Here is a 22,344-nt window from a genome sequence, read left to right as displayed (position 1 = left end):
GCCAGCGCGAAACCCGTTAGAGTGCGCCATGGAGCGCAGGCCCCCCGTTACACCGTCCGACGAGATCGATCTCTACGTCCGAACTTATACCTCTCTGCTTCGCTCGACCGTCGAGGTTCGAGTGCGCGCCTTCGAGGAGGCGCATGCCTTCGCAGGGTCGTCGTTGCATCCGGGGGCGCTCTCGCCCACGCCGGATGTATCGGCTTTTGCCTATGCCGCCGCACGATTGCCGGATGACATGCCGGGCATCGACCTGGTGGTGCTCGGCCAGTCGCACGAGCTGTTCGAGGCCGCGGGCTTCGAAGTGCAAAGCTGGCGCACGGTCCGCACGCGCGGCCGGCGGCGCCCGCTGCGGTTGGATCCGGAGGGACACCGGCTCGCGGTGTTCATCGCCAGCGAAAGCGACATCGACGACTTCATCCCCATTTTGACGGCGTTTCAGATCGAGTGGAACAAGATGCACGAGCGGCTTCGTCCGCTCGCCGCCGATATGGGAGCCGACAAGGCGGCGCCCGCGACGGAGGAGGTGGCGCGCTACCTGGGCATCTCCGTCGACGAGGTCGACGTGCTCACGCAGGCCTTCGGGGGCCGGCTCGCGCAAGGCATCGCCAACATCGCGAACCACCCCGTCGACGTGAACGTGCGGCTGCTCGCCGCGTCGTATTCGCAGTACCAGCGCTCCGCGCAGCGATGGTGGAGCGGCATCGAGCCGCACTACGTTCGCTCCGAGCCGCCGCGGCGGCGGCCGGTGTACTTCGTTTCCTCGAACACGCATGCCATCGCCAACCTGGTCGGTGGCTATGCGCGCACGCACCAAGATGCGATTTTGGCATTCGGGCGCGAGACGAACCCCGAGGGCCTGGCCGAGACCATTGCCGCGGCCCAAGCCTCGGGCAACGAGGAAGATCGGCTGCCGTTCCTCTATTATTTGCTGCGCGGTTACATCCACGCGAGGCCCGGGCGCGATCGCATGCGCGAGGTCCGCGCCTTCGAGGCGAGCTGCGGCCTGACGCACTTGTCGGAGCCGGGACACATCGACGTCGATGCGCAGATCATCGAGGTGGGCAAGATCAACCCGAGCGTGATCGACCCGCGGTTGAACCTTCCGGGGCTGGCCGCCGCGCTGCCCAAGAGCGACGCGGTGATCATCAACATCGATTACCCGCTGGGCATGGCGGCGTATCATTTGATGTCGCGCGTGGGCCAAGGCGTGGGCGAGCTGCACGGTCTCTACGTGATGGGCAAGGCCGCGACCCTCAATGGGCGCGTGGGCGACGTTGCGCTATCGGGCACGGTTTTCGACGAACATTCGCGAAACACGTTCCTTTTCCGAAATGCGTTCGGTGCAAAGGATATTCGGCCGTACCTTCGTTACGGCAGCGTATTCGACAATCAGTCGGCCCTGACGGTACGCAGCGCGTTTCTGCAGAATCGCAATTACATGAGCGCCTTCTACCGCGACGGCTACACCGTGCTCGAAATGGAGGCCGGCCCCTTCCTCGCCGCCGTCTACGAACTGGTGCACCCCACGCGGGTTCCGCAGGACGAGATCATCAACCTGAGCGCCACCGTCCCCATTGACGTGGGATTCGTGCACTACGCATCGGACACCCCGTACTCACGCCGCCAATCGCTCCTCTCGAAGAGCCTGAGCTACTTCGGCGTCGACAGCACCTACGCCTGCGCCATCGCCATCGTCCGCCGCATCCTCTCGCTCGAAATCGAACGCACCGCGGACTCGTAGCACGCTCCCGGAGAATTTCACATGAAGGCGGGAAGGCGGGAAGGTTTTGAGTTTTCAATCGGCCCAGTGGGCGCACTGAAACACCCAAAAAAGCCTTCTGCGACGCTTCGCGCCGGAACTCCTTCCCGCCTTCCCGCCTTCATGTGAATTCTCTCCTAGGCTTATCAGGGGGCAGCGCTGGTGTGCTTGCGGACGATGAGCATGGCGAGTTCTAGGGCCTGTTCGCAGTTGAGGCGGGGGTCGACTTGGCTGCGGTAGTGGCGCGCGAGATCTTCTTCGCGCAGGTTGCGCGCGCCGCCGAGGCACTCGGTGACGTTTTCGCCGGTCATCTCGAGGTGGACGCCTCCTAGGCGGCTGCCGCAGGCGGCGTGCACGTCGAAAGCGCGTTCGAGCTCCGTGCGGATGTTCTCGAAGCGGCGCGTCTTCACGCCGTTGCCGAGCGTCTCCGTGTTGCCGTGCATGGCGTCGCAGCACCAGAGGACGCGCGCGCCCTCCTGACACACCGCCGCGATCAGCGGTGGCAGATCGTTCTCGATGTTGCGCTCGCCCATGCGGTGAATCAGCGTGAGGCGCCCAGGCTCGTTGTCCGGATTGAGAATCGCCAGCAGCCGTTTCAGGTGGTCCGACTCCAAGCCCGGGCCCACCTTCACCGCGATGGGGTTGCGCACCCCGCGGCAGTATTCGACGTGCGCCCCATCCACGTGGGCCGTGCGCATCCCGATCCAAGGAAAGTGCGTCGACAGATTGAACCACCCGTCCTGCCGCGGAACCTGCCGCGTCTGCGACTGCTCGTACTGCAGCACCAACGCCTCGTGCGAGGTGTAGAACTCCGGGCGCGCACCGCCGGCGCGATCGCCGCTCAGCGCCTCGACGAAACGCACCGAATCGCCAATGGCCTGCACCAGGCGCCGGTACTCGTTGTGCATCGGCGAGCAACTCATCCACTCCAGGTCCCAGTATTCGGGGTGGTGAGCGTCCGCAAAGCCGCCGTCGAGCAGCGAGCGCACGAAATTCATCGTCATGGCGGAGTGCGCATGACCGCGCAGCATGCGCTGCGGATCCGGCCTGCGCGCCTCCGCGGTGAATTCCGGGCCATTCACGAAGTCGCCGCGGTAGCTCGGAAGCGAAACGCCCTGCCGCGTTTCCACGTCGGCCGAGCGCGGCTTCGCGTATTGCCCCGCAATGCGCCCAATTCGCACCACGGGCAACTTGAGCCCGTGGACGAGCACCAAGTTCATTTGAAGGAGCACCTTCAAATTGTTGGAAATATGCCCCGACGTGCAATCGTCGAAACGCTCCGCGCAATCGCCGCCCTGCAGCAGAAAAGCTTTTCCCTCCTGCGCTTGGGCAAGCCTTTGCTTGAGCGCAAGCACCTCCCCCGAGGTTACCAGCGGCGGCAGCTTCCCGAGCTCCGAGAGGACACTTTCCAGCTTGTCCGACTCTTCGTACGCGGGTTGCTGCGTCACCGGCTTGTCATGCCACGAAACAGGAGACCAGTCGTTATCCATGCTTTCCACGTCAGCCTTCGCCGCGGCGAACATATTCGAAATCGACCGGACGCCCCTTGATGCCCTGCTTGGGTGCGGAAATCCAATTGGCCATTTGCTTCGGATCGAAGATGGGATGCTGCATCAAACTGCGGATGTACTCTTTGTCCTTTTCGCTCGGAAGCCAATCCTCGCGGCGCTGGGCAAAGTCGGCCGCGGAGATCAACTTCCCCGACGGATCGGCGTTGATATCCGAATAAATGCCGATGTGGCGATGGAAACGACGGTTCGGTAGTTCGAATTTGAACTCGACGTTGTGGGCGGCCAGCTGGCGATTCCATTTATCCAAACCGCGCTGGCAGTCGGCGACGTACTCGTCGCGCAGAATCTCGTTCATCGCATTGCGCAGGGGAACCTGCTCGGTGGCGATGGCGCCATCCTTGACCACGTCGATCGCGTACGTTCCGTCGAGCGCGCGGTGGTCTTCGTATTTGTCTTCCTTGGCGCGCCCCTTGAGCCCCGTCGCAAAGAACGAGGCGGCGTTGGAGGAAATCTCGCCGCCGAACAAATCGAGCGACAGCGAATACCAAAGATTCAAATACCGCTGCATCGTCGGAAGGTCGATGGCGCCGAGCTTTCGCACGTCATCGGGGTGGGTCACCTTGTTCTTCTCCATCAGCTCCGCGGTGCGCTCGACGATGCGCCCCACGCCGGTCTCGCCCACGAACATGTGGTGCGCTTCCTCGGTGAGCATGAAGCGCGTGGTGCGCGACAGCGGATCGAACGCGCTCTCGGCCAACGCGAGAAGCTGGAATTTGCCGTCCCGGTCCGTGAAGAACGTGAACATGAAGAAGGAGAGCCAGTCGGTGCAAGGCTCGTTGAACGCACCGAGAATGCGCGGCGTATCGCGATCGCCGCTGCGGCGCATGAGCAGGGCCTCGGCCTCCTCGCGGCCATCGCGCCCGAAGTACGAGTGGAGGAGGTAGACCATCGCCCAGAGGTGGCGGCCCTCCTCGACGTTCACCTGAAAGAGGTTGCGCAGGTCGTACACGCTTGGACAGGTGTGACCGAGCATGCGCTGCTGCTCGACGCTGGCCGGCTCCGTGTCGCCCTGGGTCACGATGAGGCGCCGCAAGGTATTGCGGTGTTCACCGGGAACCTGCTGCCAAACCGGCTCGCCGAAGTTGTCGCCGAAGCCGATGGTGCGATCGGCCACCGCCGGCGCGAGAAAGATGCCCCAGCGGTAATCGGGCATCTTCACGTAATTGAAATGAGCCCACCCGTCGGATTCGACGCTGATCGCCGTGCGAAGGTACACGTCGTCGGTCTGGAAGCCGTAGGGCCCCATTTCTTTCCACCACGAGACGAAGTTTGGCTGCCACGCCTCGAGCGCTCGCTGGAGTTTGCGGTCACCGGCCAGGTTGACGTTGTTCGGGATCTTCTCGTCGCTGATCGCAGTGGTGCTCATGACATTGCTCGCTTCCTGGATGCATCAAGTGCGGCGAAAATCGAACTCGGGGCGCTCGGGGCTGCCGTAGAGGGTGAGTGCGCCGCGTTGACCGACGGCGTTGGGACGCTGGAAGATCCAATTCTGCCAGGCGGTGAGGCGGCCGAAAATCTTGGTCTCCAAGGTCTCGGGGCCGGCGAAGCGAAGGCTTGCTTCCATGCCGGTCAGGGCGTCGGGCGAATAGCTGGCGCGCTCTTCGAAAGCGATGCGGATTTCATCTTCCCAGTCGAGATCGTCCGGCGCGAAGGTGACGAGCCCTTCGTCGAGGGCCTGCTTCGTGTCGAAGGGCTCCGTGCGTTCGAGCACGCGCGCCACCCGCGAAGGCTCGCGAAGGAAGCGCGATTCCAAGCGGGAGAGGCCGTTCGACATGGGGTAGGCGCCGGCATTGAGCTTCGAGGTTTGAAGCGCGACGCCATCGTCGTCGAGCATGTAAACGCGATCCGAGGCCAGGGCGAGCTCGAGCAAGGTGCCCGCGAAGCACGAGCCGGGTTCGACCAAGGCGAAGAACGTCTTGGCCGACAGATCGAGCCGCTTGAGAACGCGCCGCACGAGCAACGTGACCTCGCGCACCAGCGGGTCTTCGCGGTGCGCGTGCAAGAAGGCATCGACGGCGAGCACCGCGGCGGGATCACCCTCGGTCTTGAGCGCGATGACGCCGATGTCCGGCTGATTGAAGCGTAGATCGAGCAGCGCATCGTCGAGCTCGCGGAACGCGCGCAGGATCCACGCATCGGCACCGGCCTTGGCGAGTTCGTCCGGCGTCGCGGGCTGCCCCGCGCCCGGCGCCCGCACGGTCAACGTCGCCGTCCGCGCGGCGCGATCGAGGACCAGCGAGACATACTTGTATTCTGCACCGTTATCACTGCGGTTCGCCTCGAGCGGCGCGAGCACGATGGGCGCGTGGGCCTTGCGCTTCGATGCGGCGACGAAAGCCTCCGCGCGCGTCTTCACCACCGCGTCGAACTGCGAACGCGAGGGCGACTCGTCGACGAGGTTCCACGCGACGGCGCGCTTGCCGCGAATGCCCTCGGCCAAGGTGGAGAAGACGTCCGCGAGATCGCGACGCACCTTGCGCTTGTCGACGAGGCGCGTCAGCCCGCCGGTGCCCGGAAGCACCGCCAGCAGCGGCGCCTCGGGCAGGCTCACCGCCGACGAGCCGTCATCCTGTAGGACGATGGAGTCACAGGCCAGCGCCAGCTCGTAGCCGCCACCCGACGCCGTGCCATTGAGCGCGGCGACGCTGGAGACGCCGGATTCGGCGCTCATCTCCTCGAGGTAGAGCCTCGTCTCGTTCGTGAATTTGCAGAAGTTCACTTTGAAGGCATGGGTGGAGCCTCCCAGCATGTAAATGTTCGCGCCGGACGAAAAAATACGGTCTTTCGCGCTGGTGATGACCAGCGCTTTGACGGCGGGATGTTCGAAGCGAATGCGCTGCAAGGCATCGGCGAGCTCGATGTCGACGCCGAGGTCGTACGAGTTGAGCTTCAACACGTAGTCGCCGCCGCCGTCTTCTTTGACGTTCATGGCCAGCCGCGCGACGGCACCACCGTACTCCGCGGGAAAGCTCAGTTGCCAATGACGGTAGCGATCGGGATGGGTTTCGAATCGGACCGGACTCGTGACTCCAGCGTGAACGGTGTGAAGGGCGTCGGCCATGGCACCCCAAACCGTACCCGATGCCGCGATGAGAGTCTTGCTCTGAAGCGAAAGACGGCGGACAGTCCGCTTATGATCGAGCTCGAAAGCTATCTGCAAGGCGCCTGGGTACGAGGAAGCGGACGTGCGAGCACGCTGGTCAATCCGTCGACGGAAGCTCCCATCGCGACGTCCAACACCGAGGGTCTCGATTTCGGAGTCGCCCTCGCCTACGCCCGTGACGTGGGCGGGCCCGCGCTCCGAGCCATGAGCTTCGCGGCGCGTGGGGAGATGCTGCGCGCTTTGTCGCGGTGCATCCACGCCCACCGCGACGAGCTCATCGGGCTGGCCATCGAGAACGGGGGCAACACGCGCGGGGATGCGAAGTTCGATATCGACGGAGCGTCCCTCACCTTGGCGGCGTACGCCGACGTCGCCGCGGAACTGGCAAAAGAGGCGCCGAACGGGCCGGTGTTGCTCGATGGTCCGAGCCTTCCGCTCGGCCGAAGCCCGCGTTTGGTGGGGGCCCACATCTTCGTGCCGCGCGAGGGCGTGGCCGTGCACATCAACGCGTTCAACTTTCCGGCGTGGGGCCTCGCGGAAAAAGCCGCCGTGGCGCTCTGTGCGGGCGTGCCCGTGGTGAGCAAGCCCGCCTCGAGCACCGCCCTGGTTTCGCACCGCATCGTGCGCCTTTGGGTCGAGGAAAAACTGCTTCCCCCGGGGGCGCTCTCCTTCATTGCCGGCAGCCCGGGCGATCTCTTGAAGCACCTGCGCGGGCAAGACGTCCTCGCGTTCACGGGCGCAGGAACGACCGGTGCGCACCTGCGCGCCGAGCATGCGGTGCGGGAACACTCGGTGCGGGTGAACGTGGAGGCCGACAGCCTCAATGCGGCGTTGCTCGGGCCCGACGTCGGCGACGACTCCGAGGTGATGAACCTTTTCGTCGGCGATGTCGTGCGCGACATGACCCAAAAGACGGGGCAAAAATGCACGGCCATCCGCCGCGTGTACGTGCCCGCGGACAAGGTGCCTGCGGTGCTCGAGCGGCTGCGCGAGCGCCTCGCGGCCATCAAGGTGGGCGATCCTTCGCGCGAGGACGTGGGCATGGGCCCCCTTGCGACAGCGCAACAATTGGCCGACGTTCGCGCCGGCGTCGCCAAGCTCGCGGCCCATGGAAAAGCCGTGTTCGGAAGCGCAGAGGCCGTGCACGAGAAGGGTTATTTCATCAGCCCCGTGTTGCTACACGGCGAGCGGCCCGATCCGGGTGATGCAGTGCACAATCACGAGGTCTTCGGCCCCGTGGCCACCGTGATGCCGTATTCCGATGCGGCCGATGCCGTGAAGTGGGTCGCGGCAGGTGGCGGAGGTCTGGTGTCGAGCGTCTACTCGGACGACAAGGCCTTCGTGCGATCCGTGGTGCTCGGCATTGCGCCGTACCATGGCCGCGTAACCGTGGGCTCTTCGAAAATCGCGGGACAGGCCGTGCCTCCGGGCACCGTATTGGCTCCGCTCGTACACGGCGGACCGGGGCGCGCGGGCAGCGGTGAAGAGCTTGGCGGTCGCCGCGGACTGGCCTTTTACATGCAGCGCGTGGCCTTGCAGGGTGACCGGGCGTTGCTCGAGATGATTTCCGGACAGCGCGAAGAGAAAGCGTAAAGCTCGCGCGGAGGAGCTTGCGATCGAGGTCCCAGGGTTCAAGGTTCTCCCCTGGGGCCTGTAGGAGATCCCTATATGAACGATGCGACGCCCATTCCGCGCCGTCCGGAGCCTAGGACGCAGCGCCGCCCTCTCATCCTTTGCGTCGAGGACAACGAGGACAGCCGTGCGCTGTACGCCGCGTTCCTGACGCGAGCAGGGTTTCGCGTGACCGAGGCCAGCAACGGCGCCGAAGGGCTGGAGCGCGCGCAGGCACTCCGACCGGATCTCATCGTGCTCGATATTTCGCTGCCGGTGATGGACGGACGGGAAATGCTGCGACGCTTGCGTGATGCCGACCCAAGCCAAACCGTTCCGGTCATCGTCGTCACGGGCCAAGCTTATCCGGAGCATTGGCGCGACGCGATAGACCGCGGCTGCGACGCATACCTGACCAAACCGTGCCCATTGGGCGATCTTCTGGCCGCCGTACTCAAGGTGATTAGCCTCAAGCGCGCCAAGGACGCGGAGGACAAGTCGAGTTAGTACTTTTATAAGGACAACGGATCCGTCCAAGATTCGAGAAACAGAATTTCGCTTTATTTGAATTACGCAAAATTGTGTTTCAGAATTTGTCCTATGCGGCAGACATATTTGTGGATCACGCTGTGTCTTGGGGTGGGCACGGCAGCGTGCGGGGGGTCGTCGAAGCCTGCCACCGATCCTTCTTCCGGTTCGAGCGCCTCGACGTCGTCGGCCTCGTCGGAGCCCGCCCCCAAATGGGATGATTCGTCGGAATCCGCGGACAACGCGCGGCATCCGCAGTTCTCCTCGTCGCCCGCGCCGGCACCGGCCGCCGCGGATGGCTCGAGGCCAGCGCCCGCACCTGCGGCTGCTCCGGCGGGAGGCACATCGCAGCGCCGAACGGATTCGTACGACAAAGAGGCGACGGAGGTCGTCTTGAAGCGTGCGGCCCGCCAGGTGAAGGACAACTGCGGTTCGGCGAAGGACGAAAACGGCAAGGCATCCGGGCCGTGGGGCAAGACGATGGTGACCGTGAACCTCGGTCACAACGGGCGCTCCAAGGGAGCCACCGTCGGGGCGCCCTTCGATGGGAAGCCAACCGGGCGCTGCGCTACCCAGGCTTTCGCCAACCTGGTCTACCCGCCCTGGGCCGGCGGCGACACCACGGTGCAGTGGGAGGTCGACATCGCGGCCCCCAAGGACGCGAAATAATCCGCGGAAAAACGAGGGGTACCGCGTCTTTTGTGAGCTTCCTTCATCGAGGGAGTAGACAAGAGGCGCGCGTCGCAGTAGATGACCCTCCACCCAAGGGGCCGTAGCTCAGCTGGGAGAGCGCATCCATGGCATGGATGAGGTCAGGGGTTCGATCCCCCTCGGCTCCACAAAGGTTCCGCGTACTTGCGCGAGTCCGTCTACACTTTTTCTACATTCTGGGCGGTCCAAGTCGAGGCAAAGGACGACGTCGCAGAGGGGCTTCCAGTCCCAAAATGTGTAGATGTCGATGATGTCACCACAAGCGTTGTGGGTGATTCGTTCGAGCACATCCTTAGCGCAGCCACCCCGCCGGCAATGCGAGATGAAGGAACGGCGCGACGAGTGGACTCCCCGAAGCGGGACCTCCGCTCGTTTGCACGAGGTCCGCATCACTCGATAGGCGCTCGAATTCGTGTGGCACGCAAGCACGTCGCTTTCGAGAGGAACGATGAAGTCGTCCAACTTCGGACGGCGCCCGTAGAACTGAGCAAACCCCTCTCTCCACCACCAGTCGAGAACACGTTCGAGCTCGGGGTGGACCGGAATCCGGCGCGCGTGCTCGCCCGCCACCTGCTGATCTGTCTTGAGGAGTTGGTCGTTGAATTGTGTGTCCACCTCGAGAGCAGAGAGAGGATGTGCATCACGCTTCCAATCCCGAAACCGGCGCCCCGCGGCCTCGCCTGTCCGCATCCCCGTGAAGAACAAGAGCGCGTTCCAGACGCGCTTGTTCGGTTCGACCTTTTCATCTCGCACGAGCGGGCGAATCTCGACGAGTTCGTAGGGTCCGCGACGTGAAACCGTCTTGTGCGTAACGAGCCCCTTGGGAATCACGCACGGGTCAACGTTCGTGAGCTCAGCGATGCGAGCATCACGGAACATCGTCCGCAGGGCAGTGTACGTGTTTGCCACTGTCTTGGGTCGCAGCGGCTTGCGCGTGCGATGGCCAATCGTTTTCTTCAGCTCCTGGATCAACTGGATGATGTGGCGTGGCCGCACATCGGCGATGGGCATCTCGACGAACCACTCCTTCGGGAGCACGTAGTACTTCATCCGGCTTCGGTCGTTCGTCGCCGTACGATTCTCTCGCGTTAGAAGCCAAGCCCGCAGGTACTGCCCCACCGTCGTAACCTTGCTCATCGCCGGAGGCACGTACGTACCGTTTGCAACCTCCGCTCGTCGACGCTTCTCGAGACGTTCCGCTTCGCGCTTTTCGCTACCAGCCTTCTCCCATACACGCCCCCCTTGCCAACTGAATACTGCGTAATGGGTGGCGCCTTTTTTCCTCTTCTTGGTTTCAACGGACATCAGCCTTCCCCTTTCACCGCGCGCAGTTTGTCCCCATAGCGCTCGCTCGGAGCGCCGAACTTCACCGCTTGCTCTTGCAACCAGCTACGAACATTGTCACGCCGAAAGCGCCAATTCTGACCAAAACGCGTTGCGGGCAATCCCCTCTTATTGATGTATTTCACCACCGTTTTCGTGGATATCTTTAGAAGCCGCGCGACGTCCTCTAGATCGAGAACGTCGTCGTCAGACGCATTGGTCTTGAGCTCCTCGCGCACGGCCTCCCTGACGAGCGACCGCAACGCGTCCGCGCTCATGGGCAGGACCGTCACCTGGGCGGGCTCGGTCACGACGCCACCTCCTCCGCTCCCGACGACGAGGAAAACGGTCTCGTAGCGCCCATCATTACCCACCATCCTTTGAGAACCTAAGAGGAAGGCGCGCAACGGCGTCCGCCACGCGTTCCAGCGGCATGGGGGCCTTGATGCCGGAGTCCGTGATTCGGTGACCCAAGAGCACCATGCATGTCAAGCGGTCAACTCCAGCCGCGCGGAGCCACAGGCAGAACGATCGCCGAATGTCGGACAGCCTGAATGGATGATTTTCGAGATCGCTCGGCAAGCCGCCTGCGACCCGGAGGTCGGCGCGGAGGCGGGCTGCATCGATCGAACGCTGGCTCTCGGCGAATATCGGGTCTTCGGGCAGAGGCTCGCGTCCTAGTTCGCGACGCCCGTCCTCATGAAGAACATCGAGTGCGGCAGCCACGAACGTGGCGATCGGAATGTGGCGCTCGCAAATACGGTTCCCAACGACCAAATTGGGAATGGCTGTATTGAGGCACCGATGCTTCCAACGAACAGCGAGAAGCTCACCAATCGAAGCCGCCGTGCCAAACATGACCGCGTATTGCGCCTGACGTACGAGTCGAACCTGCGGCGACGCGAGGAGCGCTTGCGCACTCGCGACTGGGATGACGTGTCTCGCCCTCTGCTTTGCGGTAGCCATGGGCCTACCCACCCTCCGCCGAGAACTGGAACGGGAGCTGTGCAACCGCCGCCGCCATGCGCTCGAGCGAAATGGTTTCGGTCTCCATCCCGAACGCAACGATGGAGTGCCCGAGGAAGGCATCACGTGTCTCGCCGTCGACGCCGGCGTCCTCGAGCCACTTGTTTACAGAACGACGAACATCGTGAAGCACGAATGGAAAAGCATGCAGGTCGGAGGGCAGGCCCGCAGCCTGGAGGTCAGCGCGCAGAACCTCGGGGCGCACGGGGCGACGGATCTCCCGGAGCATGAGGTCTTCGGGCCGAGGGTCGCGGCACAATGCGAGCCGCGCGCTGTCGTGCAGCACCTCGAGAGCTGCAAGAACGAAGGGCGCGAGCGGAATGCGCCGCGACACGCGCCAGTAATGCGAATGACCGTCCCCCACCACCCAATAAGGGATTGGCGCCGCCGTGTGGCGATGCCCCCAACACGCGCTGTGCATCTCGCCGATTCGTGCTCCGGTGCCGACCATCACGGCGTACTCCGCTCGGCGTTCGAGCGGAACGGAGGATGAGGTGAGGAGCCGTTGGGCAGTTGCGATCGGAATGATTTGTCGTGGGCGCTGCTCATGCGCCCGCCCCCCTGCCACGGTCAACGGAGACTCGGCCCCGAATATCGAGGCTTCGATGAGCTGGCGCAAGACCGTGTGGCACGCAAGGCAATACGGTGTGGGGCGACGCGTCCCCAGCTCGCGAAACAATTCCGGAATGAGTTCCGTGTTGTCGAGCAACTCCGCCAATCGAAGGTCTCCGAGCTTGGGCAGAATATCCACGTTGAGATATTGCCATTCCTCGAGCCAGGCTCGGGGGCTGACCTGGCGTTTGCGGACTGCGAGATACCGCTCCGCCGATTCGCGCAGGGTGGGGACCTTCTTCTCATCGACCAAAGTCTCTTCCTGGTTCATAAGTTCCTCCCGATTCACGAAGTCACCGCTCTTGCATGTGCCTTTTCGCTCAGCGCAGCGATTGCGGCATCGATGTCGTCGAACAGTCGAACGCCACGCCGATAAGCAGACAGGATTGGGCGGCCCACCCAATAGACAGGGATCTCGAGCACGAGCGCGAAGCGGGCCTCCGCGTACATCTCCCCTCCGCCTTCGGGCAGGGACCACACCAGGACGGCGTCACTTACGCGCAGTGCGCGATCGTTCGCCTCTGCGAGGGCTCGAAACTCAGATGCGAAAAACGCGCTGAGGCGTTCGCGGCCGGTCGCTGCTTCCGCCCATGCGGAGGTAGGAGTGATCCCCTTCTCGACTAGGCGGACGTGAACGTCTCGCACCCCAGACGCGTTCGTATAGGGACTTGCGACGTACACTCTCATTTCGATGCTCCCTCTTCGTCTTGGAGCAAGCGCTCCGCGGCTTCGGCCAGCGCTTCCATATCGAGCACCTTCAGCGTCGGAGCGTCGCAGGCGACGACGTCTTCGTTGGTTTCGCTCATGAGCAGCTCCCTGCGTCCGTCATAGCTCCAAGGGCTGGAGTTCCAAGAGGCACGTTCATGATCGGGTCGCTGCTCGAGGCCACGATCTCGATTGCGTCCCTGAAATCGAAGACGCGGGAGACTCGTGGATGCGCGTCGAAAATGTTGCCCCCTTCGCCTTGAGGCGTCTGGAGCCACACGACGCGAATGTCACGAGCCAGCGCCCACCCAAGCTCGGCGTAGGTCGCTCGCGGAGTGCCGCGGTCGGTGAGGGCAAGAATGACGCTCGCCTTCGAGAGATCATGCAGGTTTTCCTGCATCAGAACGCGACGCTCGTCCTCATCTCGCGGGTCGGCCCCGGACGCATCGACGAGATCGTGCCACCGTGAACACACGCGCACCCCCCGCGCTCGCAGCACTTGCGCGGCTTCGGCGGCACGCGCAGACTGATGAAGCGGTGCCGCCACGTAGCACCATCCAGCGAGGGAGCGCGCATGTCGATCACTTGCAAACGGCCGAATTCGAGCGAGCGCGCGCCGCTCTCCCGGAAGAAGCCACAGGTCCTCTGGAACCTCCCCCCGAGTCCAGATGGCAATGGCAGCGCGATGCCCACGCGGACGACGCGAGCCCGCCAGCCATTCGTGAATGGCCACGTCGGTCACGCCGAGCGCCCGCGCAGCCGCGGCTTGTGAAATTCCATGCCTTCGAAGGAACGCTCCGAAGGCCAACGCGCCGTGCGACAGCATGAGCGAACAAATAATGAACGTTCGCGAACAAATCAAGGTCCCGAGCAGATCGAGAGAACGAATTGGCTAACATCTGTTAGGGTGCTGGACGTGGTGAAGCCGAACTCGCGGGGTCCCAAGAGCGCGCAGCACGCCGAGCAACGTCTGCCGACGAAGGGGAAGCTATCGCCCGACGAGCCCAAGGAACGAGCTGCACAGCGGCCATTGGCGGGCGAAGCTGGCGCCAAATCCGCGGGGCCGTTAACGGGGGAGCGCCGTGTCCGAGAATATATCCGCAGCGTCATGCGGGAGGCTGCCACGAACCGCGGTGGACCCGCGATGCTGGCGCGCGTCACCGGACTCTCCAAATCCAACATCTCGTACATTCTGAGGGACCCGCCCTTGCGAGATCCCAGCCTGAACGTCATGCAAGTCATCGCTACCAAATGGCTCGGCCTGCCCTATGACCAGATGCGGGCAGAAGTTCTCGCGGGGAAGCGCGGGGTACCGATGATGGAAGAAGACGACGACGGAATCACTGGGGCGGAGTCTGCGAACCTCGCCACGGCTATGGAGCTCCGGCCATTTTGGACGGACACCGTTAAGAAGCAGCTTCTGGTCATTCCGATCCCGTACGGAGATCCCACCGTCGATTGGTGGGTGGAGCGTGGGGACAACCTCCTTCAGAGCGAGAACGTGAGTGAACGAGGACGTCGCAATCCCCCCGCGCCGCACCGCGGCTCGTCTGGGCAAGGCTCGACGTAGTCAGTGCGGTCCCATCGATCGGCGCTCAGGCTGACGAGCTCCACCTTTCCTGCGTGATGCGATGGCGCGCGCTCTGCCGCGCACCGTCGTAGGCAGGAAGCAGGTCGAACGGCCGGCGACCCGCTCTCGGTCGCGCCGAACGGCCGGAGGCCTGCGGTGGTGTGCCCCGCCATTGCAGCACGTTCCTCGACCGTCGGGTGCGGAGATTGTTCGACCTCGGAACGTCCTTCTCATTTCCATTCGCGTCCGGCCGCCGGCCCGAGAGGGCGACGTTCACAAAATCAGTGAACGTTCCCCTTGAATGTTCGCTAATGTTTCTTATTGTTCTCTCATGGTCGGACGACGTGTCCGACGGGAGGACATCATGATCGAAGCTCGCACGTGCGCGATCTGCGCCGCTTGGCCCGCAGAACGACCGAACCCTTGCCCATGCAGCCGATGCAAAAATACCCATGTTTGCGACGAGTGCGAACGGATCGGGACGCGTATCACCGCAGAGCGCGTCGCACAGGTTCGGGCCCTCATGACGTCCATTGGCCACGCCGAGCGTGCCGAAAAGCTCCTCGACGAGCTTCGTGCACGTCATCGAGCTTCGAGCCCGCGGCCCGCGGAGTCGCGCTATGCGAATTGACCTCGACGAACTTGTAGCGCGAGTCCATCGCGCGCAAGAGGAGGAGGACCTCGCCGAAAAGGCCCTCTCCGCCCTTTTCCGTGGCGAGGAGCACGACGAAACGGTGATCGCCGCAGCCCAGGCTCGCGTGCGAGCTGCTGACGACACCATGCACGATGCGCTGTTGGATTACTTTCAAGAGAACGAGCGGCGGAGGGCCGCCTAAATGGACGCCCGCGAAGACTACGCTCTCGCGTGGTCGCATGAGGGGCTCGCTGGGTTGGACGACTGGAAGTGCCGGCCCCCCGAGGACCCGGCCCCCGCCGGCCCGTCGATCGCGTCCCGGGCGCCCAAGCCCACGACACCAACCCACGAGGTTGCGCGGACTTGTTACATGTGCGGCGGCTCGAGGGCCGTGAACCTCCGACAGGAAACGATCTGCCGAGCGTGCGACGACCTCGGTCTCATCGTCGAGGAAGTCTCGCCGTCGGTCGCCCCAAGAGTCACCGCGCTCCTCGACTCCGCGATCCGGTACGCAGCCAGAAACCTGACCCTCGCAAAGGAGCACTACGATGCAGCAGCGTAAGGAGAAGGAAAACGGCGTCACCCACGCCGTCGAAAGTGCGCGCGCTCGATTGGGCGCCTTGCGACTGGGGGGCGCGCAGCCGGAAGCGTTGCGCCTTGCCGAACTCGATTACACCCGGGCGCTTGAGCGCTTCTACAAGGCGCACAAGGAGCAGGTGAAGCCATGAGCAACCGGCGGCTTCCGATTATCAGTACGAGCGAAGTGCGAACCTTCAACTCCTGTCGAAGAAAGCATCATTTAGCCTATCGCATCCGCATTCGTCCGGTGGTCAAGGCGCGCCCGCTGCAGCTCGGAACGATCTCTCACGTCGGCTTGGAGGTCTGGTGGAAGACGGTAAACCTCGCGCTTGCGATCGATGCCATGCGCGAGCATGCGCGGAGGGAGCTCGAAGAGCGCGGCATCGATACCGATCCATTTGACCTGGCAATGGCCGTTGCGCTCATGACGGGATACGATGCCCGCTGGCGAGCGGAGCCCATCGAAGTGCTCGCCGTCGAGGCTGAGTTCGAGACCGACATCATCGACCCTACGACTGGCGCGGCGTCACTGGACTACCGACTCGGCGGCAAAATCGACGCCATACTCCGATACTCCGCCGACGGTCGTGTGCTGATCTGCGAACACAAGACGACGTCGGAAGATATTACGGGGGGCTCTCCCTATATGCGACGACTTCGCATCGACTCCCAGATAAGCAACTACCTGGTGGGCGCTCGCGCGCTCGGCTTCGCGCCGGAAGGCTGCCTGTGGGATGTGATCAGGAAGCCAACCCTCCGCCCGTACAAAAAAACCGCCGAAATCAAGTACCGAAAAGATGGCGAGCCGTGCGCCAACCAGCGCCTACGGGACGAAACCCCCGGAGAATATGAAGCTCGGCTGATTGAGGAAATTACGAGCAACCCCGAAAAGTACTTTGCCCGAGTTGAGGTCATTCGATTGGCCTCCGAAGAGGAGGAGGCTTCCCTCGACCTGTGGCAGACCGCGGGCGAAATGCGCGGAGTGGAACGCTCTCGCCGATATCGACGCAACAGTGATGCATGCGTAATGTATCGACGGGCCTGCGACTACCTTCCGATTTGCTCCGGGGAGATCGATATCGACGACCCTCGCTTCCGAGTGGCTGAAAAGGCGCACGAGGAGCTCGAGACCATGGAGGATGAGGCGGCATGAATGTCACGACCATTGTGAGCAGGCCGACGGCGGCGCCGAAACCGCCGTCGCGTATGGTGTACGCAAACGTCACGAAGGGCGTCCTCGAGAGGCCCATGAAAATTCTGATCTACGGCGAGGCCGGCTTCGCGAAGAGTTCATTCGCTGCGCATGCCCCCAGGCCGATTTGGTTGGGTGGAGAGAATGGGTCGGATCATCTTCCCGTTGCGCGGTACCCCGATCCCCAGAGCTACGAGGAGGTGGTCGAGGCGATTCGCGATGCACGACAACATAGAGACAAGCACGATACGTTCGTCTTCGACCCTCTTGGTTTCTTCGAACCATTCGTAGAGGAAAAGGTTCGTCGCGACAACGGTTGGGCCACCCTCGAAGAGCCCGGGTACGGCCGGGGCCCCCAAGCGGTCTTTGACCAGTGGCGCGTGCTTCTGCATGAAATCGAGCAGCTCTATTACGCGGGGATGCACATCGTCATCATTGCACACGCCGATAAGAAAACGGAGACAAGTCCAGATGTAGAGACGTTCGACAAGTATGTTATTGCGCTGAAGAATCAGAAGGCGGCTCACCTCCTTGATCGATGGTGCGACTACGTCCTGTTCGTTCAACAGAGGATCTGGACGACGAAGGGGAAGGATAAACGTTTTCGCGGCACGACAGACGGCTCGCTCGTGATGCACGCGACTGCAATGCCGTATTTCCGGGCGAAGTCCCGTCCCGCCCTTCCGGGAACGCTGCCCGTGTCGTGGCGCGCGTTTATGGAGGCGCGTGCCGCCGTCTCAACGCGAAAGAAAGACCTTCGAAGTCGGGTGGATGAACTTCTCCTCGAGCTCAATGACGAGAGCGCCGCGCAGCAGGCGCTCGACTACATCGCAGAGGCCCCCGACGACGACACGTCGCGCCTCGAAGAAGTTGTGAACGTGCTCGCCAACGAAATTGCCAAAAAGGACACGCAAACATGAATCCGAACGAACAAGAAAATACGACACCGAGAATCCAGGAGGGCTTTTACGATGCAACCTGCACCGGCGTTGTCGACTTTGGACTCAGCGAAAGCGACGGCGAGCAGGTTGCTATTCAGCTCGATATCGACGGCAACCTCGTGACGAGCTATCTTGCCTTCGCCGGGGAGGCCCTTCAGCACTCCGTCGCGAAACTGACGGCATGCGGTTGGACGGGTCAGCGTGACGCGGCCGCCGTCGGAGCCGCAATCAAGGGACATAAAGTGCGTGTCGGCATTCAATACCGGCAATTCCAGGGAAAGACGAAGATGGAGGTCAACATTTTTGACCAGCCAGCGGGACCCCGGAAGCCTTTCAAGAGGGAGATGAGCGAGACTCAGGTTGGGGCGTTCCTGCAACGGATCGCGCGCGGCGCAGCCCCGGGTGCCGCGCCTTCCGGGCCGTCGAATCGCGGCTACCCCGCCAACTGGGATGAACCGACGCCGACCCGCAGCGGCGGCGGCTTCTCCCTGAACAAGCCGGCAGGCCGCTAGTCGCGACGCGACTAATCGACCGCTTTTATCTTCCAATCGAGCCCTACAAGAGAATGTGAACCAAATTTAATCTTACAAAGGTTTTAGGTTGCGCATGCTCAGCGGTTTGGTTATCTGGTCGAGGCGCGGCGATCGGACATCTCTAGGATGGCCGCTCGCTGGCGAAAAACCGCACGTGACCCCTGACGGCACGGGGAGCCGTCCGTGGTGGTAAGCGCGGAGGTCAAAATCGAGGTTACTTACGGGGAACCGCCCCTCCACGGGGAATGGAGGGGTGCACCCCGATGTCTTCAGGAGCGGGGCAATGCTGGGCGCTTATGCCTTCGATTTAGAGTTTCCTGTTTGGTTTTCGCATTCGGCGTCGCATGACCGCGACCTCTACGCAGTCGTCGATCCGGCGGCTTTGCCCGCGATCCACCTTACGGACATTCGCCCGGCCTCGGCCCTTCGGCCGCTCGAGGATCCCTATTTCGTGAAGACACTCATGGTTCGCGATGGACGCTTTCGCGCTATCCAAAGGGCTTTCGGCCTGGCCGGGCAAGGGGCAGTTGGGGAGCTTCGGCTTAACCGCGAGCGTGTGCCGATCGTGATGCTCGCGCACGGGAGTGGATTTCACCTGGGTGCGCCGCTTGTTCGACGGTTGAATCTCCCCTCGGACGCGACGGGCTACACGCAGGCACGGGTCCACATGTCAGGAGAAATCTTGAGCAAGCTCGCCACCAAGGCGGCCTATGAGCCCGAAACAGGGCGGGTCGTCGACCTCTCTGATTTATTCCATTGGATGCGCGCGATTCGCCGGCCCGTGGCTGATGAGGACAACGATGTCACCGGGGTTCGCCAGATCGGCGTACAGCGGCAGAACGACGCGCCGCCGGATACCCACCGCGTTCCAAACACCACGCGGGAGGGCCGATGAATGATGCCCCAAACTGACGAGATCGCCGACACACCCTTCGGGCGCTCTATGGAGCACGTCCGCGACGTAGCCCTCCGCTGCCCATCTCCCGGAAGAAGAACAGGGCACGCCCCAGCGGAAATGTGCTGGCCAACATCAACGGCATCTCGCCGAACGGCGCGAGTGTCGCGAGTGTCACGGCCTCGGCGCAGTCGTCGTTGCTCCACCAAAGCCTTCTCCCCATCCGGCATCCGGCCGCTGAGCGATTGTTTCCACGGGCCATTACTGCGCAGCGTTGCGCGTGTCCTCCTGCCAGTTTGCAGGGGGATGGGGCCACCTCGTTGCAGGGACATGGGGCCGGGGGAGAGACACAGCGATCGGGTTGACGATGCCCGAGACCGCGGAGCGTGTCGAGGGGTTCCGGAGTCGGTCGCGTAGCGACCGACGACGTGGATCTTTTACGCAGGGGGATGGGGCCACACGGGTGTCAGTTCGGGGGCCCGATCCTCGCGTCTTGGAATGAAGTTCTGATCGCCCCGAGGCGCGCGTGACCGCGCCGTTTGGCATGAGCGGCGACGACGAGCCTCGTCACCGGTGCCGAAGGCGAGCCCCGACGAGAACATCCTCGCCGGGGCCATCGTGTTTAGCGTCGACGTCGACTGCGAGGATTCACCGGAGGCTTATTGCGCGGAGACACGAGCTCCTTCGTGTCGGGATCGAGCTGCGGTTTCAGGCGCGGTCGATACGATTCGCCTTCGACGACGAAATCGTAAGCCGCATTCTTGAAACGATCGACAGCGCTCTGCGCGAGCAAGACGTCGTCGAACATCGCGAGCCATTCGGCCGTGTCGCGATTCGATGTCACGATCATCGACGCACGGCCCGTGCGCTCGAGGAAGAGTTGATAGACGTCTTTGCTCTCCTCTTTGCTCATCGCGTCCAATGCAAAATCATCCAGAATCAATAAATCGACGGAGGTGAGTGCGGCCATCTCCGCGTCACGTGAGTTGTCGAGCCGACTCTGTTTCAGGAGCTTCAGCATCGCGTCGGCACGCAGGAAGCGCACGCCGTAGCCATGCTTGCACGCGATGTGTCCGAGCGCATTCGAGAGGAATGTCTTCCCCACGCCAACGGACCCGAGAATCACTACGTGCTGGTGCTCTTCCAAGAAGCGCAGACTCGTCAGCGTCGCGAGCAGCCGCTTGTCGAAGGAGACCTTTGCGGTCTTGTCCCAGAGCTCGAGACGCATGTCGGGATGGAGCTCCGCGGCGCGCACGCGATTGTCCGTCGCACTCGCCTCCCTGCGCGCGATCTCGTCGGTGAGGACTAGCAGAAGAAGCTCCTCGTGGGACATCGATTGCTTTTCGGCGAGTACGAGCCGCTCCGGAAGCGTGAGTGCGATTCTTCCAAGCCGAAGACGTTTGAGCACGGCAATCAGCTCGGGATCGATCGGCGCAGTCATTTTGCACCATCCTTGCTGCCTTTGATCGCGCCGCGCGTCGCGAAGTGCTCGATGCTGCGCGCGAAGCGCGGAGGCTCGAGTCGGATCACCTTACGGTCGCCGTCGCTCGACGGCAGCATCGGCTTCTGTGCCTGCTCGAGCATTCGAGTGATGCGCCGAACGTCGACGACGTCGAATGCGAGTGCACTCTGGCAGACCGCTTCGACACGGCCATCTCCGTACTTCCGGCACAGACGCAAGAGGCCGTAGACCAATCGCATCCGCGTCCAGGGCAATGGCACTGCCAAGAGGCGCTCTGCGTAGATCCCAATGTGCTCTCCTGACTTCTTGGCCGTCGCGACGAGCGATGCAATATCGCGCGTAGCGATGGTGCCTTTGCCCACCGGGTAGTCGCTCGGATCGGTGGAGCGCTTTCCGGGCGCAACGCGCCCGTGCATCTTCACCATCTCCGTGCCGGCGTAGACCTTCACCGTCTTGCGATCGGCGCGGACGCGCACCACCTTGCCGACCCAACGCGTCGGCACGCTGTAGAGGGAGCGAAGCACTTGGATGTGATGATCGGGATGAACCTTGGCATCGGTCCAATGCGGCACGTCGAAAGGACTCGTCGGCGCGGGCTTCATGGCCGGCCGCTCCTTCTCTTCGAACACTTCGCGCGGCACCTCGCACGTCGTGCCGTGCACGCGCGCGCCCGCGACGTCGCGGCACCAGCGCTCCGCCGCGAGGCGAGCATCCTCGAGCCCGCAGAACGATTCACCGTCGAACCAACTTTCGCGAACATACGGCACTTGGTTTTCGACCCGCGCCTTGTCCTTGGGCGACTGCACGCGCGCGGTGTCGACGAACAGCCCGCGCGTTTGCACGTAGTCGAGAAACGAAGGCACGAGAGTTGGCGCAAGCTCGTCCGCCTCTTGCACCATCGCCTTCATATTGTCGGGCAACACCACGCGGGCCATGGCTCCGAAAAATCGCCACGCCGCGTCCAGTCCTGCGCACACGGCCTCCGTGGACTGCTCGAACGAAGGCCACACGAACTGATAGCGGCTGAAGGCCAGCGTGATGATCAGCGCGTACAAGCGTCGCATTCGGCCATCGGCATCTGCGAGCATCCCCATCAGGCCGAAGTCCACCTGCGCGACCTCTCCCGGCGCAGTATCGGCCAGGCGCACCGTGGTCTTTTTGACGCGCCATCCAAGCTCCTTGCGAACGAATCGCCGAAGCGTGTCGTAACTTACGTCGAGCCCGTGATCGCGCCGAAGGAGTGTGTGGATCTTCCGGAGGCGAAGCGGGCGTTTCTGCCCGAGCCAATACTCGATACGGATTCGGTGCGCTTCCACCCGCTTCCACTGCGTGCTCGCATCCACCACGGGCCGCGCTTGCACACGCTGCGCGACCTCGTGGATCTCGTCGTCCGTCGCTTCTCGGTCCGTTGGCAATGGCAACGTCGCCGCCGCGGCGAAGTAGCGTGCCACCGTCTTTCGATCGATTCCCGTCTCACGTGCGATCTCGCGCGCACTCTGCTTCGCCGCGCGGCGCCGAAGCATCTCTTTCACGTCCATCATGATCAGCTCTCGGTAGGTCATGGGCCTCCTTCCGACGGCGACCCG

20 protein-coding genes and 1 tRNA gene are annotated in these 22,344 nt (G+C 63.1%); 13 read left to right on the top strand and 8 right to left on the bottom strand.

Going from position 1 to position 22,344, the window contains the following annotated elements; all coding sequences use genetic code 11:
- The first annotated feature begins 28 nt into the window (after positions 1-28).
- A complete protein-coding gene (locus LZC95_08475; protein ID WXA96870.1) occupies positions 29-1,744 on the top strand; it encodes a hypothetical protein in 1,716 nt (571 codons plus the stop codon).
- 164 nt (positions 1,745-1,908) lie between these two features.
- Here LZC95_08475 and LZC95_08470 read toward each other — a convergent pair whose 3' ends face one another.
- Genes LZC95_08470 through boxC form a run of 3 tightly spaced genes read right to left on the bottom strand, consistent with a single transcriptional unit; the run spans position 1,909 to position 6,394 of the window.
- Positions 1,909-3,252 (bottom strand): 3-deoxy-7-phosphoheptulonate synthase class II, encoded by a 1,344-nt coding sequence (locus LZC95_08470; protein WXA96869.1) that lies wholly within the window; start codon positions 3,250-3,252, stop codon positions 1,909-1,911.
- A 10-nt stretch (positions 3,253-3,262) separates the two neighbouring features.
- The gene (boxB, locus tag LZC95_08465) at positions 3,263-4,699 is read right to left on the bottom strand and encodes a benzoyl-CoA 2,3-epoxidase subunit BoxB (GenBank protein ID WXA96868.1); all 1,437 of its coding nucleotides are present in this window, start codon (positions 4,697-4,699) and stop codon (positions 3,263-3,265) included.
- Between the two features lie 24 nt (positions 4,700-4,723).
- The gene (gene boxC / locus LZC95_08460) at positions 4,724-6,394 is read right to left on the bottom strand and encodes a 2,3-epoxybenzoyl-CoA dihydrolase (protein WXA96867.1); all 1,671 of its coding nucleotides are present in this window, start codon (positions 6,392-6,394) and stop codon (positions 4,724-4,726) included.
- A gap of 72 nt (positions 6,395-6,466) precedes the next feature.
- Here boxC and LZC95_08455 point away from each other — a divergent pair, with 72 nt between their 5' ends.
- The 5 genes from LZC95_08455 (at position 6,467) to LZC95_08435 (ending at position 10,081) form a co-directional block, all read left to right on the top strand.
- Entirely contained in the window at positions 6,467-8,029 is a 1,563-nt protein-coding gene (locus LZC95_08455; protein WXA96866.1) for a 3,4-dehydroadipyl-CoA semialdehyde dehydrogenase, read from the top strand.
- 75 nt (positions 8,030-8,104) lie between these two features.
- The gene (locus tag LZC95_08450; GenBank protein WXA96865.1) at positions 8,105-8,554 is read left to right on the top strand and encodes a response regulator; all 450 of its coding nucleotides are present in this window, start codon (positions 8,105-8,107) and stop codon (positions 8,552-8,554) included.
- Positions 8,555-8,647: 93 nt separating this feature from the next.
- Positions 8,648-9,244: a hypothetical protein gene (locus LZC95_08445; protein WXA96864.1), complete on the top strand. Its 597-nt coding sequence runs from the start codon at positions 8,648-8,650 to the stop codon at positions 9,242-9,244.
- A 97-nt stretch (positions 9,245-9,341) separates the two neighbouring features.
- Positions 9,342-9,414: transfer RNA gene (locus LZC95_08440), tRNA-Ala, on the top strand.
- A 16-nt stretch (positions 9,415-9,430) separates the two neighbouring features.
- Positions 9,431-10,081: a hypothetical protein gene (locus LZC95_08435; protein WXA96863.1), complete on the top strand. Its 651-nt coding sequence runs from the start codon at positions 9,431-9,433 to the stop codon at positions 10,079-10,081.
- 509 nt (positions 10,082-10,590) lie between these two features.
- On the opposite strand, the gene LZC95_08430 is transcribed toward LZC95_08435, so the two are convergent.
- Both LZC95_08430 and LZC95_08425 read right to left on the bottom strand, forming a co-directional pair.
- Positions 10,591-10,920, bottom strand: coding sequence for a helix-turn-helix domain-containing protein (locus LZC95_08430; GenBank protein ID WXA96862.1), 330 nt, complete (start codon positions 10,918-10,920; stop codon positions 10,591-10,593).
- A 659-nt stretch (positions 10,921-11,579) separates the two neighbouring features.
- Entirely contained in the window at positions 11,580-12,518 is a 939-nt protein-coding gene (locus tag LZC95_08425) for a site-specific integrase (GenBank protein WXA96861.1), read from the bottom strand.
- Between the two features lie 1,350 nt (positions 12,519-13,868).
- Here LZC95_08425 and LZC95_08420 point away from each other — a divergent pair.
- Positions 13,869-14,522 (top strand): hypothetical protein, encoded by a 654-nt coding sequence (locus LZC95_08420; protein WXA96860.1) that lies wholly within the window; start codon positions 13,869-13,871, stop codon positions 14,520-14,522.
- A gap of 521 nt (positions 14,523-15,043) precedes the next feature.
- Here LZC95_08420 and LZC95_08415 read toward each other — a convergent pair.
- Entirely contained in the window at positions 15,044-15,331 is a 288-nt protein-coding gene (locus LZC95_08415) for a hypothetical protein (protein ID WXA96859.1), read from the bottom strand.
- 27 nt (positions 15,332-15,358) lie between these two features.
- Between LZC95_08415 and LZC95_08410 the strand changes: the two genes are divergently transcribed.
- From LZC95_08410 to LZC95_08385, 6 genes are all read left to right on the top strand, one after another.
- Positions 15,359-15,718 carry a hypothetical protein gene (locus tag LZC95_08410; protein ID WXA96858.1) on the top strand — a complete coding sequence of 120 codons (360 nt, stop codon included), beginning with the start codon at positions 15,359-15,361 and terminating at the stop codon, positions 15,716-15,718.
- Positions 15,705-15,884: a hypothetical protein gene (locus LZC95_08405; GenBank protein ID WXA96857.1), complete on the top strand. Its 180-nt coding sequence runs from the start codon at positions 15,705-15,707 to the stop codon at positions 15,882-15,884. The genes LZC95_08410 and LZC95_08405 overlap by 14 nt, the downstream gene beginning before the upstream one ends.
- The gene (locus LZC95_08400) at positions 15,881-16,888 is read left to right on the top strand and encodes a PD-(D/E)XK nuclease family protein (GenBank protein ID WXA96856.1); all 1,008 of its coding nucleotides are present in this window, start codon (positions 15,881-15,883) and stop codon (positions 16,886-16,888) included. Before LZC95_08405 ends, LZC95_08400 begins: the two co-directional genes overlap by 4 nt.
- Entirely contained in the window at positions 16,885-17,847 is a 963-nt protein-coding gene (locus tag LZC95_08395) for an AAA family ATPase (GenBank protein ID WXA96855.1), read from the top strand. Before LZC95_08400 ends, LZC95_08395 begins: the two co-directional genes overlap by 4 nt.
- Positions 17,844-18,380: a hypothetical protein gene (locus LZC95_08390; protein WXA96854.1), complete on the top strand. Its 537-nt coding sequence runs from the start codon at positions 17,844-17,846 to the stop codon at positions 18,378-18,380. Before LZC95_08395 ends, LZC95_08390 begins: the two co-directional genes overlap by 4 nt.
- 304 nt (positions 18,381-18,684) lie before the next feature.
- Positions 18,685-19,296, top strand: coding sequence for a hypothetical protein (locus LZC95_08385; protein ID WXA96853.1), 612 nt, complete (start codon positions 18,685-18,687; stop codon positions 19,294-19,296).
- A 622-nt stretch (positions 19,297-19,918) separates the two neighbouring features.
- Here LZC95_08385 and LZC95_08380 read toward each other — a convergent pair.
- Both LZC95_08380 and istA read right to left on the bottom strand, forming a co-directional pair.
- A complete protein-coding gene (locus LZC95_08380; GenBank protein WXA96852.1) occupies positions 19,919-20,737 on the bottom strand; it encodes an ATP-binding protein in 819 nt (272 codons plus the stop codon).
- Positions 20,734-22,299, bottom strand: coding sequence for an IS21 family transposase (istA, locus tag LZC95_08375; GenBank protein WXA96851.1), 1,566 nt, complete (start codon positions 22,297-22,299; stop codon positions 20,734-20,736). The genes LZC95_08380 and istA overlap by 4 nt, the downstream gene beginning before the upstream one ends.
- Positions 22,300-22,344: the final 45 nt, after the last annotated feature.

The organism is Sorangiineae bacterium MSr12523 (assembly GCA_037157775.1).
GTDB classification, from domain to species: Bacteria; Myxococcota_A; Polyangia; order Polyangiales; family Polyangiaceae; genus Pendulispora; species Pendulispora brunnea.
The sequence above is the reverse complement of the archived record's forward strand: the minus strand, read 5'-3'. Positions and strand labels throughout refer to the sequence as shown.